Below are 13904 nucleotides of genomic sequence, written 5' to 3'. Positions count from 1 at the left end.
TGGCGGACGCCGACGAAACCGTGACACGACCGCCATGGAAGCCGCACCGGACCGGCCGCACAATCAGGAAAACCGAACACGGGTGTGCAGCCGAACACGGCCTGACACAGACGGACCGCGGGGGAGTGGGCTGATATGGAACTTGAACTGGGATACGACCTGCTCGGCGGCCGGCTCCGCAGCATCGGGGAGGTCGAACTCACCTACGGCCGGTGGGGCGGCCGGCCCCGCGCGCTCGGGCCGCATCCGCTGGAGTACGACCTGCTCGGCAGCCGGCTGCGCCGGATCGGCGACGTCGAGATAGGCTACGGCCGCCTCGGCAGCGTCCCCAGGACGTTCGGGAGCTGGGACGTCGACTGCGCCGCCTGGTCCGGGATCCCGCGGCAGATCGGGCCGTACCCGGTCGACCACCCCAGGTTCAGCGGCCGGGTGCGCGGCATCGGACCGCTCTCCGTGGAGTACGACCTGCTGGGCGGGCGGCCCCGCCGCGTCGTCCTGCCGGCGGGAATGCACGCTCTTCCCGACGACCTGCTGCGCGTCCTCTTCCTGGTGCTGCACCTGCAGACCGAACGCAACAAGAGCTCGTCGTCCGCCGCGTAGGCGAAGTCCGCCGTGCGGCCGGAACCGGCGAAGGCCCGCCGGACGGTTCCGGCGGGCCTTCGGGGTGACGGCGGGTCAGACGGCGGCCGCGTACTTCGGGTTGACGCCGTACTGGTTCTCCTCCGGCTTGCCGTCGGAGGCGAGCCAGACGAGCACGAAGATCCAGCCGACCAGCGGGATGATGCCGACCAGGATCGCCCAGCCGGAGCGGCCGGTGTCGTGCAGGCGGCGCACCGCGACACCGAGGCTGGGCAGCAGGACCGCGAGGTCGTAGATCGCCGCGAGGGCGCTGAAGTGGATGGCCGCGCCGACGGCGATGAGCACGATCGCGATGATCGTGTTGATCAGCGTGAACATCCAGTATTCCTGCCGACGCGCGCGTCCGCTGAACACCACGTACTTCTTCAGTACGTCCACGTACCAGTTCATTACTCGTCCCCCCGGGGATCAAGGCTTGATTGGTTCCACAGCAAATCAAGCCGACGTGGCCGGTTCCATTCAGATTGGCGTGTGCGGGTCAACCGTTACCTTCTCGCCGCCGATCGGTGATCAATACCGGCCGATCGCATCCGCGCGGTACGCGATAGCGTCTCTTCGGCCATGGACATGCAGAAACAGCCCCAGCCTTCGCAGTCGCAGTACCCACGGCAACCGCGGCAACCCGCGCCTGACGAGGGATGCCTGGTCGTCGCGATCAGAATCCCCGTGCGGATCCTCGCCTTCCTCGTCGTGCTGCCGGTACGCCTGCTCTGGGACGCCCTGGCCGCCGTCGCACGGTTCCTGTGGCGCTACCTCCTCGCCCCCGCCGGCCGCGCCCTCGGCCTGCTCCTGCACGTCCTCCTCGTCGTCCCCCTGGTCTGGCTGTACCGCCACCTGCTGACCCCGCTCGGCCACGCCCTTCTGTGGCTCCACGCGCGCGTGCTCACCCCGATCGGCCGCGCACTCGTATGGCTGCTCACGCCCGTCGTGGAGGCCCTGGCCGCAGCCGTCGTCTGGGCGGCCGGAAAGATCGCCTGGCTGGCCGGGAAGCTCGCCGTCGGCCTGTACTGGACCGCGCGCGTACTCCTCGTCCTGCCCGCCCTCGCCCTGTGGCGCTGGATCCTCGCCCCCGTCGCCCGGGTCCTCGGCATCGTCCTGCGCGAGATCGGGGAGGCCCTCGGCCACGCCTGGCGGGCCGCCGGATACGTCGCACGTGCCGCCGGGCGGGTTCTCGGGACCCTCTTCCGGTGGATCTTCCTGGAGCCCGCGCGCTGGGCCTACCGGACCGTCCTCACCCCCGTCGGACACGTCGTCCGTGACCTCGTCCTGCGCCCCGCCGCCCAGGCCGCCCGCGCGATCGGCCGGGCCGTCGGCCAGGCCCGCGCCGACGTCCGCCGCGCCCTTTTCGGCGAGCCGCGACGGCCCGCGCCCGTGGACCGCCGGGAACCCGGGGGCCGCGACACACGTACTCTTGATGGATAGCAGCGCACTGCCGTACGGCCCACAGCGGTACGGCCCTCGCAGCGGAACAGACAAGAACGCAACAGAACGCACAAGAACCACGAAGGACTGACGACACTGGGCAAGCGACAGCCCGAAGGCCCGCCGCCCGCACCCGCGGTGCAGCGCATCCGACTGCGCTACACCAAGCGCGGCCGCCTCCGGTTCACCAGCCACCGTGACTTCCAGCGCGCCTTCGAGCGTGCGCTGCGCCGCGCCGAGGTGCCCATGGCGTACTCGGCGGGGTTCACACCGCACCCGAAGGTGTCGTACGCCAATGCCGCACCCACCGGCACGGGCAGCGAGGCCGAGTACCTGGAGATCGCGCTCACCGCGCCCCGCGACCCGGAGCGGCTGCGCGCCCTCCTCGACGAGTCCCTGCCCGCCGGGCTCGACATCGTCGACGCGGTCGAGGTGCACACGTCCGGACTGGCCGACCGGCTCACCGCATCCGTGTGGGAGCTGCGGCTGGCCGGCCAGGACCCGGCGGAGGCCGAGAAGGCCGTCGCCGCGTTCAACGCCGCCGAGTCCGTCGAGGTCCGGCGCACCACCAAGAACGGCGTCCGCACCTTCGACGCCCGCCCCGCCGTCGTACAACTTGAAACACAGAGTGAAACGGCTGATAGGCCGACCGACCAGGCCTGTGCGATACTGCGGCTGGTTGTTCGGCACGTGACGCCTGCCGTACGACCCGACGACGTCCTGTCCGGTCTCCGCGCCGTGGCCGACCTGACGCCGCCGGTCCCCGCAGCGGTGACCAGGCTGGCGCAGGGGCTGCTCGATGAAGAGACCGGCACGGTGACCGACCCGCTCGCGCCCGACCGCGAGGCAGCCGAGGCCCTCTCGAAGGCCGAACCCACTGCCGCCGCGACGGTGCCGGCGTAAGGAAGGTCCCGCGAAGGACGGACGTCGTAGCGCCGCCCTCGTACTCGGGAGCCACCTGGGTCGGGCAGCGCACCGACCAGAAGACTTTCGCCAGGCCGTCCGCGACAAGGCGTACGGAACCGGCGAGACAGGACACAGAGAGCTCCTGTGCGGCGCCCGCGCCCCACACGGCGGCACCGCGCATCGCGCGAGCCGTGGACGTCACCGGCGGTCGTTCGAACCGATCGACGCCGGACCAGGCGCGGCGCCCGGGAGCCTGACGGGAGAAACGCCCGCATGCTCGAACCGACCGAGCCCACCGAGGGCTCCGAACTGAACACCCCCAGCGACACCCTGCCGCCGCGCAGGCGTCGCCGTGCCGCGTCCCGCCCCGCGGGACCGCCCACCGGGACCGAGGCCGTCGCCGAGACCACGGCGCCGGCCACACCGGCCGCCGAGGCCTTCGCGTCCGCCGCCGAAGCGACGGAAGAGGTCACGGAACAGGCCCCGGAGGAGGTTGCCGAGGCCGCGCCCGCTCCGCGGACGCGTCGCCGTGCGCCCCGCCGGGCGTCCGCGCCCGCCGGCGCCCCCGCCGAGACCGCAGAGACCGTTGTGCCTGCTGCTGCCGCCGGTGCCGTGACCGAGCCCGCCGAGAGCACGGCCGTGGCCGAGGCCGCCGCCGACGGCGACGAGGAGGCGGTGCCCGCTCCGCGGACGCGTCGCCGTGCGACCCGCCGCGTCTCCGCGCCCGCCGAGGCTCCGGCCGAGGCGGCGGAGCCGTCCGCCGCCGAAGCGACGGCAGAGCCCGCGGAAGAGGCCCCCGAGGCCGCTGAAGCCGTGGACGAGGCCGCCGAGGCCGCCGAGGCCGCGCCCGCTCCGCGGACCCGCCGCCGCGCCACCCGTCGGGTGTCCGCGCCCGCCGCCGCCCCGGCCACCGCCGAGTCCGGCGAAGAAGCCGCGGCCCCGGCCGTCGCCGCCGAGGCCGGTGCGGAGAGCGCCGCGTCCACCGAGGCGGCCGAGGCACCCGAGCCCGTCGAGGCTCCCGAAGAGACCGCGTCCGTTCCCCGCACCCGCCGCCGCGCCACCCGCCGGGTGTCCGCGCCCGCCGGTGCGCCCGAGGCCGAGGCCGCCGAGACGGCCGCCGCCGAGGAGCCGCAGCCGGTGACCGCCGAGACCCCGTCCGCCGAGCCCGTCGAGGCCGAGACGCCGCGCCGTAGGCGCCGTGTCGTGCGGCAGGCCGCCACCGGGTTCTCCGAGCCCGCCGCCCGGGCCGGCGCCGAGGAGGAGCCGCAGCGCCGCCCGGCCAGGCCCGCCGTCGCCGTCTTCCAGGCGCCCGTGTTCACCGAGCCGAGGTTCCAGACCCCGGAGCGCGCCGCCGCCGAGGCGGCCGCCTCGGCCGTGGTCGCCGAGGAGCCGGAGGAGTTCGCGGCGGCCCCTGCCGCCCCCGCCCCGTCCGCCTCCGCCGCCTCCTCCGCTTCGGCCGCTTCCGCGTCCTTCGCCACCGAGACCGCCGAACCCGCCGAGCAGGCCGAGCAGGCCGACGCCGGTTCGCGTCGCCGGCGCCGCCGCCGGGGCGCCGTGGAGGAGGCCCCGGTCACCGAGGCCGCCGTCGAGGACGAGACCGACGAGCCGGAGGAGTCCGCCGAGGACATCGCCGACGGCGACGACGAGGCCGAGGAGTCCGGCTCCCGCCGGCGCCGCCGCCGCGGTGGCCGGCGCCGCCGTCGCGGTGACGCCGCCGACGGCGACGGCGACGACGGCACCGACGAGCTCGCCGCCGAGCAGGCCGGGCAGGACGCCGAGGACACCGCCGAGCAGGAGGAAGAGGACGACGAGGAGGCCCACGACGAGGCCGGCATGTCCTCCTCCAGCAGCCGCCGTCGCCGGCGCCGCCGCAGGCGTTCCGGGGACGGCCCCGACACCGAGCCCGGCGAGGGCGACCCGGAGCGCACGGTCGTCAAGGTCCGCGAGCCCCGCAAGCCCTCCGAGCCGTCCGACGAGGTCCAGTCCATCAAGGGCTCGACCCGCCTGGAGGCCAAGAAGCAGCGCCGCCGCGAAGGCCGCGAGCAGGGCCGCCGCCGCGTCCCGATCATCACCGAGGCCGAGTTCCTCGCCCGCCGCGAGGCCGTCGAGCGCGTGATGGTCGTACGCCAGCACGGCGACCGCACCCAGATCGGCGTCCTGGAGGACGGCGTGCTCGTCGAGCACTACGTCAACAAGGAGCAGGCCACCTCGTACGTCGGCAACGTCTACCTGGGCAAGGTCCAGAACGTGCTGCCGTCCATGGAGGCCGCCTTCATCGACATCGGCAAGGGCCGCAACGCCGTCCTGTACGCCGGTGAGGTCAACTTCGAGGCGCTCGGCATGGCCAACGGCCCGCGCCGCATCGAGGCCGCCCTGAAGTCCGGCCAGTCCGTCCTCGTCCAGGTGACGAAGGACCCGATCGGTCACAAGGGCGCCCGCCTCACCAGCCAGGTCTCCCTCCCGGGCCGCTACCTGGTGTACGTCCCCGAGGGCTCGATGACCGGCATCAGCCGCAAGCTGCCCGACACCGAGCGCGCCCGGCTGAAGACCATCCTCAAGAAGATCGTCCCCGAGGACGCGGGCGTCATCGTGCGCACCGCCGCCGAGGGCGCGAGCGAGGACGAGCTGCGCCGCGACGTCGAACGGCTCCAGGCGCAGTGGGAGGACATCCAGAAGAAGTCGAAGAACGGCAACGCCCCGACGCTGCTGTACGGCGAGCCGGACATGACCGTCCGGGTCGTCCGCGACATCTTCAACGAGGACTTCTCCAAGGTCGTCGTCAGCGGTGACGAGGCCTGGGAGACCGTCCACGGCTACGTCTCGCACGTCGCGCCCGACCTCGCGGGACGCCTGTCGAAGTGGACCTCCGAGGTCGACGTCTTCGCCACGTATCGGATCGACGAGCAGCTGTCCAAGGCGCTGGACCGCAAGGTCTGGCTGCCGAGCGGCGGTTCGCTGGTCATCGACCGGACCGAGGCAATGGTCGTCGTCGACGTCAACACCGGCAAGTTCACCGGCCAGGGCGGCAACCTCGAAGAGACCGTCACCCGCAACAACCTGGAGGCGGCCGAGGAGATCGTCCGCCAGCTGCGGCTGCGCGACCTCGGCGGCATCATCGTCATCGACTTCATCGACATGGTCCTGGAGTCCAACCGGGACCTGGTGCTGCGGCGCCTGCTCGAATGCCTCGGGCGGGACCGCACGAAGCACCAGGTGGCCGAGGTGACCTCGCTGGGGCTCGTCCAGATGACCCGCAAGCGCGTCGGACAGGGCCTCCTGGAGTCCTTCTCCGAGACCTGCGTGCACTGCAACGGCCGTGGCGTCATCGTCCACATGGAGCAGCCCGGCTCCAGTGGCGGCGGTGGCGGCGGCAAGCGCAAGAAGCGCGGGCGCGGCGGTGACGGGCACGAGCACGACCACGAGCACGACGTGCACGAGACCCACGAGGTCGCGGCCGACGGAGCCGTCGAGCACGCCGAGGCCGTCCACGCCGTCGAGACGGCGGCGGAGGTCGCCGCCGAGGCCGCCGGACCCATCGCGCTGCCCGCGCCCGACTTCGCGCCGGACGAGGAGCTGTACAGCAGCGTCGCCGAGGCGGAGGCCGCGGCCGGCCGCGGCCGTACCCGCCGCCGCGCGAGCCGCAGGGCCTCGGCTCCGGCCGGCGCGCCCAAGGGCCGTACGGCACGCACCGAGACCGCTGCGGCGGCCGGCGGGGCCGGCGAGGCCGAGGCGCCGACCGCGCAGGACGTGCCGGTCGCCGTCGAGGTCCCGGTGGTCGAGGCCGCCGTGGTCGAGGCCCCGCAGGCCCCGGTCGCCGAGGAGGCCGCTCCCAAGGGCCGTACGCGTCGGCGCGCCACCCGGAAGGTGTCGGCACCCGCCGGCTCCCCGGCCGGTGCCGAGGCGACCGTGGTGACGGTCGTCGCCGAGAGCGCCCCGGTGGCGGACAGCGCCGCGGAAGCGGTGCCGGAGACGGTGGCCGCGACGGCGCCGGAACCGGTCGCCGAGCCCGAGGCGGCCATGGCCGCCGAGAGCGCCGCTCCGGCCCGTGCGCGCCGCCGTGCGGTGCGCAAGGCCACCGCGCCGACCGCGTCCGAGGAGACGGCCGTCGTGGTCGTACCGTCGGCGGAGACGCCGGCGGCGGCCGAGGAGGCCCCCAGCGAGGCCGCCGGGGCCGCCGAGGCTGCCGAGGAGGGTGTCGAGGAGGCCGTTCCGGCCAAGAAGACGGCCCGCAAGACGGCGGCCAAGAAGACCGCGGCGAAGAAGACGGTCGCCAAGAAGACCGCTGCCAAGAAGACGGCCGCGAAGAAGACGACGGCCAAGAAGGCGGCCAAGACCGCCAAGACGGCCGCCGCCAAGTCGACGGCGAAGAAGACCACCACGGTCGCCACCGCCTCCGACGAGGACTGACGGGCCCCGGCCCGCACACCAGCGATCGGCTCCCGGCCCCACGGCCGGGAGCCGATCGCGTTTTCGCCGGATCCCGCGCCGGGTTCCCGGGCCGGGTCGTGCACCGGGTCGGCGGGGCGACGGCCTGGACGCCCGCCACACAGCGTGACCGACCGGACGAGAACGGTGGCCGGAGGCATCGGCCCGTTCACAGGGAACGCTCGGTAAATTGACGGGAAAGGTTACGCGCACGCTTGTCGTACGAGTAACTTCGCCGGGAACCCGGACAGCGGAATCACTACGAAAGGCCGCTCCAGTGAACCGTCATGAACTGCTGCGTGGACTCCACCGCGTCTACCACCCGCGCAACTATCTGGAGATCGGCGTCAACGACGGTCGCAGTCTGGCGCTTTCCCGTGTGGCGTCCGTGGCGATCGACCCTGCCTTCAAGGTGGTGACGTCGATCAGCTGCGATGTGCACCTGGTCCAGTCGACCAGCGACGACTTCTTCGCCCGCAAGGACCCGCTGGTGCACCTGCGGCGAGGCCGCAACCCCTTCCGCGCCCTCGCCCGCCGCGACCCGCTCGGGGTGTTCGGAGGCGATCCCACGCTGGAACTGTCGTTCATCGACGGCATGCATCTTTTCGAGTACGCGCTGCGCGACTTCATGAACGTCGAACGCCACTCCCGCTGGTCGAGCGTGATCGTCCTCGACGACATGCTGCCCCGCGACGTCGACGAGGCCGCCCGCGACCGGCACACCAAATACTGGACGGGCGACGTCTACAAACTGGTGACGGTCCTGCGCAAGTACCGCCCCGACCTGGTCGTCGTGGAGGTCGACACCGAGCCGACCGGTGTCGCCGTGGTCTTCGGCGCCGACCCGGACAACACGGTGCTCAAGGACGCCTACGACGACATCATCGCGGAGTACGTCACCCCGGATCCGCAGGCGGTCCCCGACGAGGTGCTGGTGCGCAAGCACGCCGCGCGCCCCGAGGCGCTGCTGGCGGCGGACTTCTGGCCCGCCCTGGTCCGGGCCCGGAACCTGCGCCGTCCGCGCGCGGGCTTCGAGCGGCTGCGGGGGCAGATCGCGGCACTGGGCGGCTGAGCGGCGGCACGACCACGACGAGGGGCCCCGCGGATCATCCGCGGGGCCCCTCGTCGTACCGGTCGTACGGGTCTCAGCCGCGCAGCCGCGCCGCGTAGGCCTGGCACGCCTCGTAGGACGGCAGCAGGCCCTCGGCCTCGGCGACGGCCAGGGACGGTGCCGCCGCGTCCTTCTCGGACAGTACCGGGGTCAGGTCCGCCGGCCACTCGATGCCCAGCTCGGGGTCGAGCGGGTGGATGCCGTGCTCGCGCTGCGGGGCGTACCCCTCGGAGCACAGGTACACCACGGTCGCGTCGTCGGTCAGCGCCATGAAGGCGTGCCCGAGCCCCTCGGAGAGGTAGACCGAGTGGTGGTCCACGTCGTCCAGCCGTACGGCCTCCCACTGCTTGTACGTGGGCGAGCCGGTACGGATGTCGACGATGACGTCCAGCACGGCGCCCCGTACGCACTTGACGTACTTGGCCTGGCTGGGCGGCACGTCGGCGAAGTGGATGCCGCGCAGGGTGCCGCGGCTGGAGACCGAGCAGTTGGCCTGCGCCAGATTCAGCCGGTGGCCGGCGGCCTCGGCGAAGTCCGGTCCCTTGAACCACTCGTGGAAGCTCCCGCGGGCGTCCGGAAAGACCTTCGGTTCATGGACCCAGGCGCCGGCGATGCCGAGCTCCCGCATGTCGATCACATCCTTGTCGTACTGCGTGTCCGTGCTGTGTGCCCGTGGCCGTGCCGCGTGCACGCGGTGGTGGGCGTGGTGGGACCGGCGGATCAGCCGGCCAGCTTCGCCGCCAGGCCGCGCAGCTTCCTGCGGGCCGGTGCGGGCAGCCTGCGCACGACCGGACCGCCGACGGCGCGCAGCCGCCGCCGCAGGGCCGCCTTGCGGCGCTTGGACAGCGTCGTGCGGACGAGCTCGGCGTCCACCACGGGCAGGGCGTCGTCGAGCCGCAGCCGCCCGTTGCTCCTGACGGTCACGGTGCACAGCGGCAGGGCCGCGTCCTTCTCGCCGTCCAGCCGGGCCGCCAGGCTCCAGCGGCCGGCGGGCACCGACGCCGCACGCGCGGGAACGGCGATGTGGGCGCGGCCGGCCACGTTGCGGATCTCGGCCGTCACCACGTGCGTACCGCCGCCGTCCCCGGAGCTGAGGACCAGCTCGGTCCTGGCCGGGGCGGTCTTCGGGCGGGTGAACACGTCCAGTCGCAGCTCCGGGCGGCTGCCCGGCATCCGCTGCACGGGGCGGTTCTCCAGGTAGGGCGCCAGCCTCTTGCTGCGGCGGGCGACGTCCAGGGTGAGGTTGCCGTGCGGGTCGGTGAAGTACGGGATGACCGCACGGGCGGGAGAGCCGAGCAGCGCGGGACGCAGCTCCGTCTCCACACCGGCGACGCGGTCGGCGCCGAGCCGGGCCTTGCGGACCAGACCGAGGCCCCGGACGCTGACCCAGATGTCCCAGAAGCCCCTGGAGACCGGGCCGCGTCCCTTCACGCCCTGGGGGCTGACCACGCCGCTGCCGCGCAGGACGACCTCACAGGCGCCGTCGCCGAGGTCCTCGACGTGCGAGGTGAACTCGGCCGCACACGGCCACTCGACGGCCGTCTCGCGGTTGCGCAGCGACATCTCGGCCTTGAACTGGTCCATCTCGTCCGTGACGTCGACCAGGTCGTCCGCGTCCAGCACGTCCTTGACCAGGTCGGGGTGCAGGTAGAAGCGGCCGTCACGGCGCAGCAGGCGGACCGGCGCGGCGTCGTCGCCGTGCACCAGCCGGGCGCTGACGGTGACGGCGAGCTTGCCGTCGGGCCGCCACTCGGCCTCCTCCAGCCGGGTCGCGCCCTTGACGGAGAGCCCGAAGCGGGCGAACCGCAGCAGGCCGTCGCCGTCGTCACGGCGCAGCAGCGTCGAGCGGACGCGGGTGAGGGCCCCGAGCCCGTCGCGCACGCCCTCGCCCATGAACTCCTCGGCCAGCGGCCGTACGGCCTCCAGCATCTCGCCGAGGTAGGCCTCGTCGTACTTGAGGACGTTGGGCTCGCTGAGCCGGCCGAGCATCTCCACCCGGTAGAAACGGCGCAGCAGCAGGTCGCGGAAGTCGCCGGGCTCGGTGTTCGCCATGACGACGTCGAGCACCTCACGGAGGTTTCCGTAGTAACCCGACGGCACGATCCGCGCGGAACCCGCGTTCTGGCCGTCGTCACGCTTCGAGTAGAAGTAGCAGGTGTAGCTGCCCAGAATGGAGACGACCTTGGCGGGGAAGTACGCCTCCATCATGTACAGCTGGTCCTCCAGGCGCCGCTTGCCCTCGGGATAGGCGATGCCGTTCTCGCGCAGGAACTCCGCGCGGAACATCTTGTGCGGCGTGAGGCTGTCGTACAGCGGCGCGTCGTGGATGGTGCACTTCTCCCGGTCCGCCTTGAAGACGCCGTGCGGCACACCCCGGAAGTTGCTGGCCACCTTGCCGATGACGATGTCGGAGCCGTTGCGGTGCCCCATCTCGTACAGCCGGCGCAGGGCGTCGGAGGCGAGGTAGTCGTCCTGGTCGACGAACTGGACGTACTCGCCCTTCGCCTCGCCCACGCCGATGTTCCGCGGCTTGCCGGGCCAGCCCGAGTTCGGTATGTGGATGACCCGGAAGTGCGGGTGCTTCTCGGCCAGGGCGTCCAGCTCGGCGGGGCTCTCGTCGGTCGAACCGTCGTCGACGAACAGGACCTCGAACTCGTTCGCGGGAAGCGTCTGCCTCAACAGGGAGTCGATGCAGGGTTGGATGTACTTTCCCGGGTTGTACACCGGGATGATGACGCTCACCTTGATCGACATCTCTGTTACCTGGCTCCAGTTTCGGGGAAGCTGACTACGACCTGAATGAACCGTGTACAGCCGGTGACCAACTGATGCACGAGTGGAGTCACAGGGTAACCGCAGCCGCTTCTCAGCAGCGACCGGGTCGGCGGGAGGGCCGGCGGGCGGGCCGCCCGTACCGGTCGGCACGGGCCCGGTTTGACCGCCTCCGCGCGGCCCCGTAACCTTGACCGTCGGCGTGTCCATGGATATGAGGACGTGCCACATCCCCGTAAACCTCTTCCTCCGGAGCACACCCTGTTCCGGAGAGGCCGCCCGCGTTCGCCGGGTGGCTGGACTGCGGGGGTGCCGTTCCCGAGCGAGAGAGTGAGATCCGCGTGTACGCCATCGTGCGCAGCGGTGGTCGCCAGCACAAGGTTGCTGTCGGCGACATCGTTGAGGTTGACAAGATTTCCACCGCCAAGGTTGGCGACACGGTCGAGCTCTCGACCCTGCTCGTTGTCGACGGCGACGCTGTGACCAGCGACCCGTGGGTCCTGGCCGGCATCAAGGTCCAGGCCGAGGTCGTGGACCACCACAAGGGCGTCAAGATCGACATCCTTCGCTACAAGAACAAGACCGGCTACCGCCGTCGTCAGGGCCACCGCCAGCAGTACACGGCGATCAAGGTCACTGAGATCCCCGCGGCTGCGAAGTAAGGGACTGAGGAGAGATGGCACACAAGAAGGGCGCATCGTCCACCCGTAACGGTCGTGACTCCAACGCTCAGCGCCTCGGCGTGAAGCGCTTCGGCGGTCAGGTCGTCAACGCGGGCGAGATCCTGGTCCGTCAGCGCGGCACCCACTTCCACCCGGGTGCGGGCGTCGGCCGCGGCGGCGACGACACGCTGTTCGCGCTCCTGCCGGGCGCGGTGGAGTTCGGTACCCACCGTGGCCGCAAGGTCGTGAACATCGTCCCGGTCGCCTGAGTCTGCTCACCGCAAGGCTCTGCACCGAACGTTTCGCGAGGCGGACCTCACTTCCCGATCGGGAAGGCGGGTCCGCCTTTCGCGTGTTGACATAGGTATCACCCCGTAAGTTTTTGGAGGCACTGCACCATGACCACCTTCGTGGACCGCGTCGAGCTGCACATCGCCGCGGGTAACGGAGGCCACGGCTGCGCCTCCGTTCACCGGGAGAAGTTCAAGCCGCTCGGCGGCCCCGACGGCGGCAACGGCGGCCGTGGCGGCGACGTCACCCTGACCGTCGACCAGTCGGTGACGACTCTTCTCGACTACCACCACTCCCCGCACCGCAAGGCCACCAACGGCAAGCCCGGCGAGGGCGGCAACCGGGCCGGCAAGGACGGCCAGGACCTGGTCCTGCCGGTACCCGACGGCACCGTCGTCCTGGACAAGGACGGCAACGTCCTCGCCGACCTCGTCGGCCAGGGCACCTCCTACGTCGCCGCTCAGGGCGGCCGCGGCGGCCTCGGCAACGCGGCCCTCGCCAGCGCCCGCCGCAAAGCCCCCGGTTTCGCGCTGCTCGGCGAGCCCGGAGACCTCGGGGACATCGTCCTGGAGCTCAAGACCGTCGCCGACGTGGCCCTGGTCGGCTACCCGAGCGCCGGCAAGTCCTCGCTGATCTCCGTGCTGTCCGCCGCCAAGCCGAAGATCGCCGACTACCCGTTCACCACCCTGGTGCCCAACCTCGGCGTGGTGACCGCCGGTTCCACCGTCTACACCATCGCCGACGTGCCCGGCCTCATCCCCGGCGCCAGCCAGGGCCGCGGCCTCGGCCTGGAGTTCCTCCGCCACGTCGAGCGGTGCAGCGTCCTCGTCCACGTCCTCGACACCGCGACCCTGGAGTCCGAGCGCGACCCCGTCTCCGACCTCGACGTCATCGAGGAGGAGCTCAAGCAGTACGGCGGCCTCGGCGACCGGCCCCGGATGGTCGTCCTCAACAAGATCGACGTCCCCGACGGCAAGGACCTCGCCGAGATGGTCCGCCCCGACCTGGAGGCCCGCGGCTACCGCGTCTTCGAGGTGTCCGCCGTCGCCCACCTGGGCCTGCGCGAGCTGACGTTCGCACTCGGCGACCTGGTCGCCAAGGCCCGCGCCGCCAAGCCGAAGGAGGAGGCGACCCGGATCGTCATCCGGCCCAAGGCCGTCGACGACGCCGGCTTCACCGTCACCCCGGAGGACGACGGCCTCTTCCGGGTGCGCGGCGAGAAGCCCGAACGCTGGGTCCGCCAGACCGACTTCAACAACGACGAAGCCGTCGGCTACCTCGCCGACCGCCTCAACCGCCTCGGCGTGGAGGAGCAGTTGATGAAGGCGGGCGCCCGGGCAGGCGACGGCGTCGCCATCGGCCCCGAGGACAACGCCGTCGTCTTCGACTGGGAACCGTCCATGATGTCCGGCGCCGAGATGCTCGGCCGCCGCGGCGAGGACCACCGCTTCGAGGAACAGCGGCCCGCCGTCCAGCGCCGCCGCGACCGGCAGGCCGAACGGGACGAGTCCCTCCAGGAGTACGGCGACTTCGACCCGTTCGAGTAGGCCCGCCGGCCGCCTTGAGCGCACCGTCGCCAGGTGCGCCGAAGGTCAAGTCTGTGTAACAGAAGCCTGGGACTCATCTGTGTCCCAGGCTTCTCTCAGGTGAACCTAAGGTAAACGTCTTACCTTCCG

Annotated in this window: 11 protein-coding genes; 8 read left to right on the top strand and 3 right to left on the bottom strand. The window is 72.0% G+C overall.

Annotated features, from left to right (window positions below; all coding sequences use genetic code 11):
* Positions 1 to 135 precede the first annotated feature (135 nt).
* Positions 136 to 600, top strand: a complete 465-nt coding sequence (locus ACGF5O_RS05155; RefSeq protein WP_393808549.1) for a hypothetical protein — start codon at positions 136 to 138, stop codon at positions 598 to 600.
* A gap of 75 nt (positions 601 to 675) precedes the next feature.
* On the opposite strand, the gene ACGF5O_RS05150 is transcribed toward ACGF5O_RS05155, so the two are convergent.
* Complete coding sequence (locus ACGF5O_RS05150; protein ID WP_351700270.1) at positions 676 to 1029, bottom strand: DUF805 domain-containing protein; 354 nt, start codon at positions 1027 to 1029, stop codon at positions 676 to 678.
* A gap of 171 nt (positions 1030 to 1200) precedes the next feature.
* Between ACGF5O_RS05150 and ACGF5O_RS05145 the strand changes: the two genes are divergently transcribed.
* From ACGF5O_RS05145 to ACGF5O_RS05130, 4 genes are all read left to right on the top strand, one after another.
* Complete coding sequence (locus ACGF5O_RS05145; protein WP_393808548.1) at positions 1201 to 2061, top strand: hypothetical protein; 861 nt, start codon at positions 1201 to 1203, stop codon at positions 2059 to 2061.
* A 138-nt stretch (positions 2062 to 2199) separates the two neighbouring features.
* On the top strand, positions 2200 to 2964 hold the full coding sequence (locus ACGF5O_RS05140) for a TIGR03936 family radical SAM-associated protein (protein ID WP_393808547.1): 765 nt from the start codon (positions 2200 to 2202) through the stop codon (positions 2962 to 2964).
* 276 nt (positions 2965 to 3240) lie between these two features.
* The gene (locus tag ACGF5O_RS05135) at positions 3241 to 7374 is read left to right on the top strand and encodes a ribonuclease E/G (RefSeq protein WP_393808546.1); all 4134 of its coding nucleotides are present in this window, start codon (positions 3241 to 3243) and stop codon (positions 7372 to 7374) included.
* 295 nt (positions 7375 to 7669) lie between these two features.
* Entirely contained in the window at positions 7670 to 8464 is a 795-nt protein-coding gene (locus tag ACGF5O_RS05130) for a class I SAM-dependent methyltransferase (protein ID WP_393808545.1), read from the top strand.
* Between the two features lie 73 nt (positions 8465 to 8537).
* Here ACGF5O_RS05130 and rfbC read toward each other — a convergent pair whose 3' ends face one another.
* On the bottom strand, positions 8538 to 9131 hold the full coding sequence (gene rfbC / locus ACGF5O_RS05125; RefSeq protein WP_393808544.1) for a dTDP-4-dehydrorhamnose 3,5-epimerase: 594 nt from the start codon (positions 9129 to 9131) through the stop codon (positions 8538 to 8540).
* A gap of 92 nt (positions 9132 to 9223) precedes the next feature.
* On the bottom strand, positions 9224 to 11257 hold the full coding sequence (locus ACGF5O_RS05120; RefSeq protein ID WP_393808543.1) for a glycosyltransferase family 2 protein: 2034 nt from the start codon (positions 11255 to 11257) through the stop codon (positions 9224 to 9226).
* Positions 11258 to 11616: 359 nt separating this feature from the next.
* On the opposite strand from ACGF5O_RS05120, the gene rplU reads away from it, so the two are divergent.
* The 3 genes from rplU (at position 11617) to obgE (ending at position 13775) form a co-directional block, all read left to right on the top strand.
* Complete coding sequence (gene rplU / locus ACGF5O_RS05115) at positions 11617 to 11937, top strand: 50S ribosomal protein L21 (protein WP_007381993.1); 321 nt, start codon at positions 11617 to 11619, stop codon at positions 11935 to 11937.
* A gap of 14 nt (positions 11938 to 11951) precedes the next feature.
* On the top strand, positions 11952 to 12206 hold the full coding sequence (gene rpmA / locus ACGF5O_RS05110) for a 50S ribosomal protein L27 (RefSeq protein WP_030779398.1): 255 nt from the start codon (positions 11952 to 11954) through the stop codon (positions 12204 to 12206).
* Positions 12207 to 12335: 129 nt separating this feature from the next.
* The gene (gene obgE, locus ACGF5O_RS05105; RefSeq protein ID WP_393808542.1) at positions 12336 to 13775 is read left to right on the top strand and encodes a GTPase ObgE; all 1440 of its coding nucleotides are present in this window, start codon (positions 12336 to 12338) and stop codon (positions 13773 to 13775) included.
* Positions 13776 to 13904: the final 129 nt, after the last annotated feature.

It is taken from the genome of Streptomyces sp. NPDC048291, assembly GCF_043201715.1.
Taxonomy (GTDB): domain Bacteria; phylum Actinomycetota; class Actinomycetes; order Streptomycetales; family Streptomycetaceae; genus Streptomyces.
The sequence above is the reverse complement of the archived record's forward strand: the minus strand, read 5'-3'. Positions and strand labels throughout refer to the sequence as shown.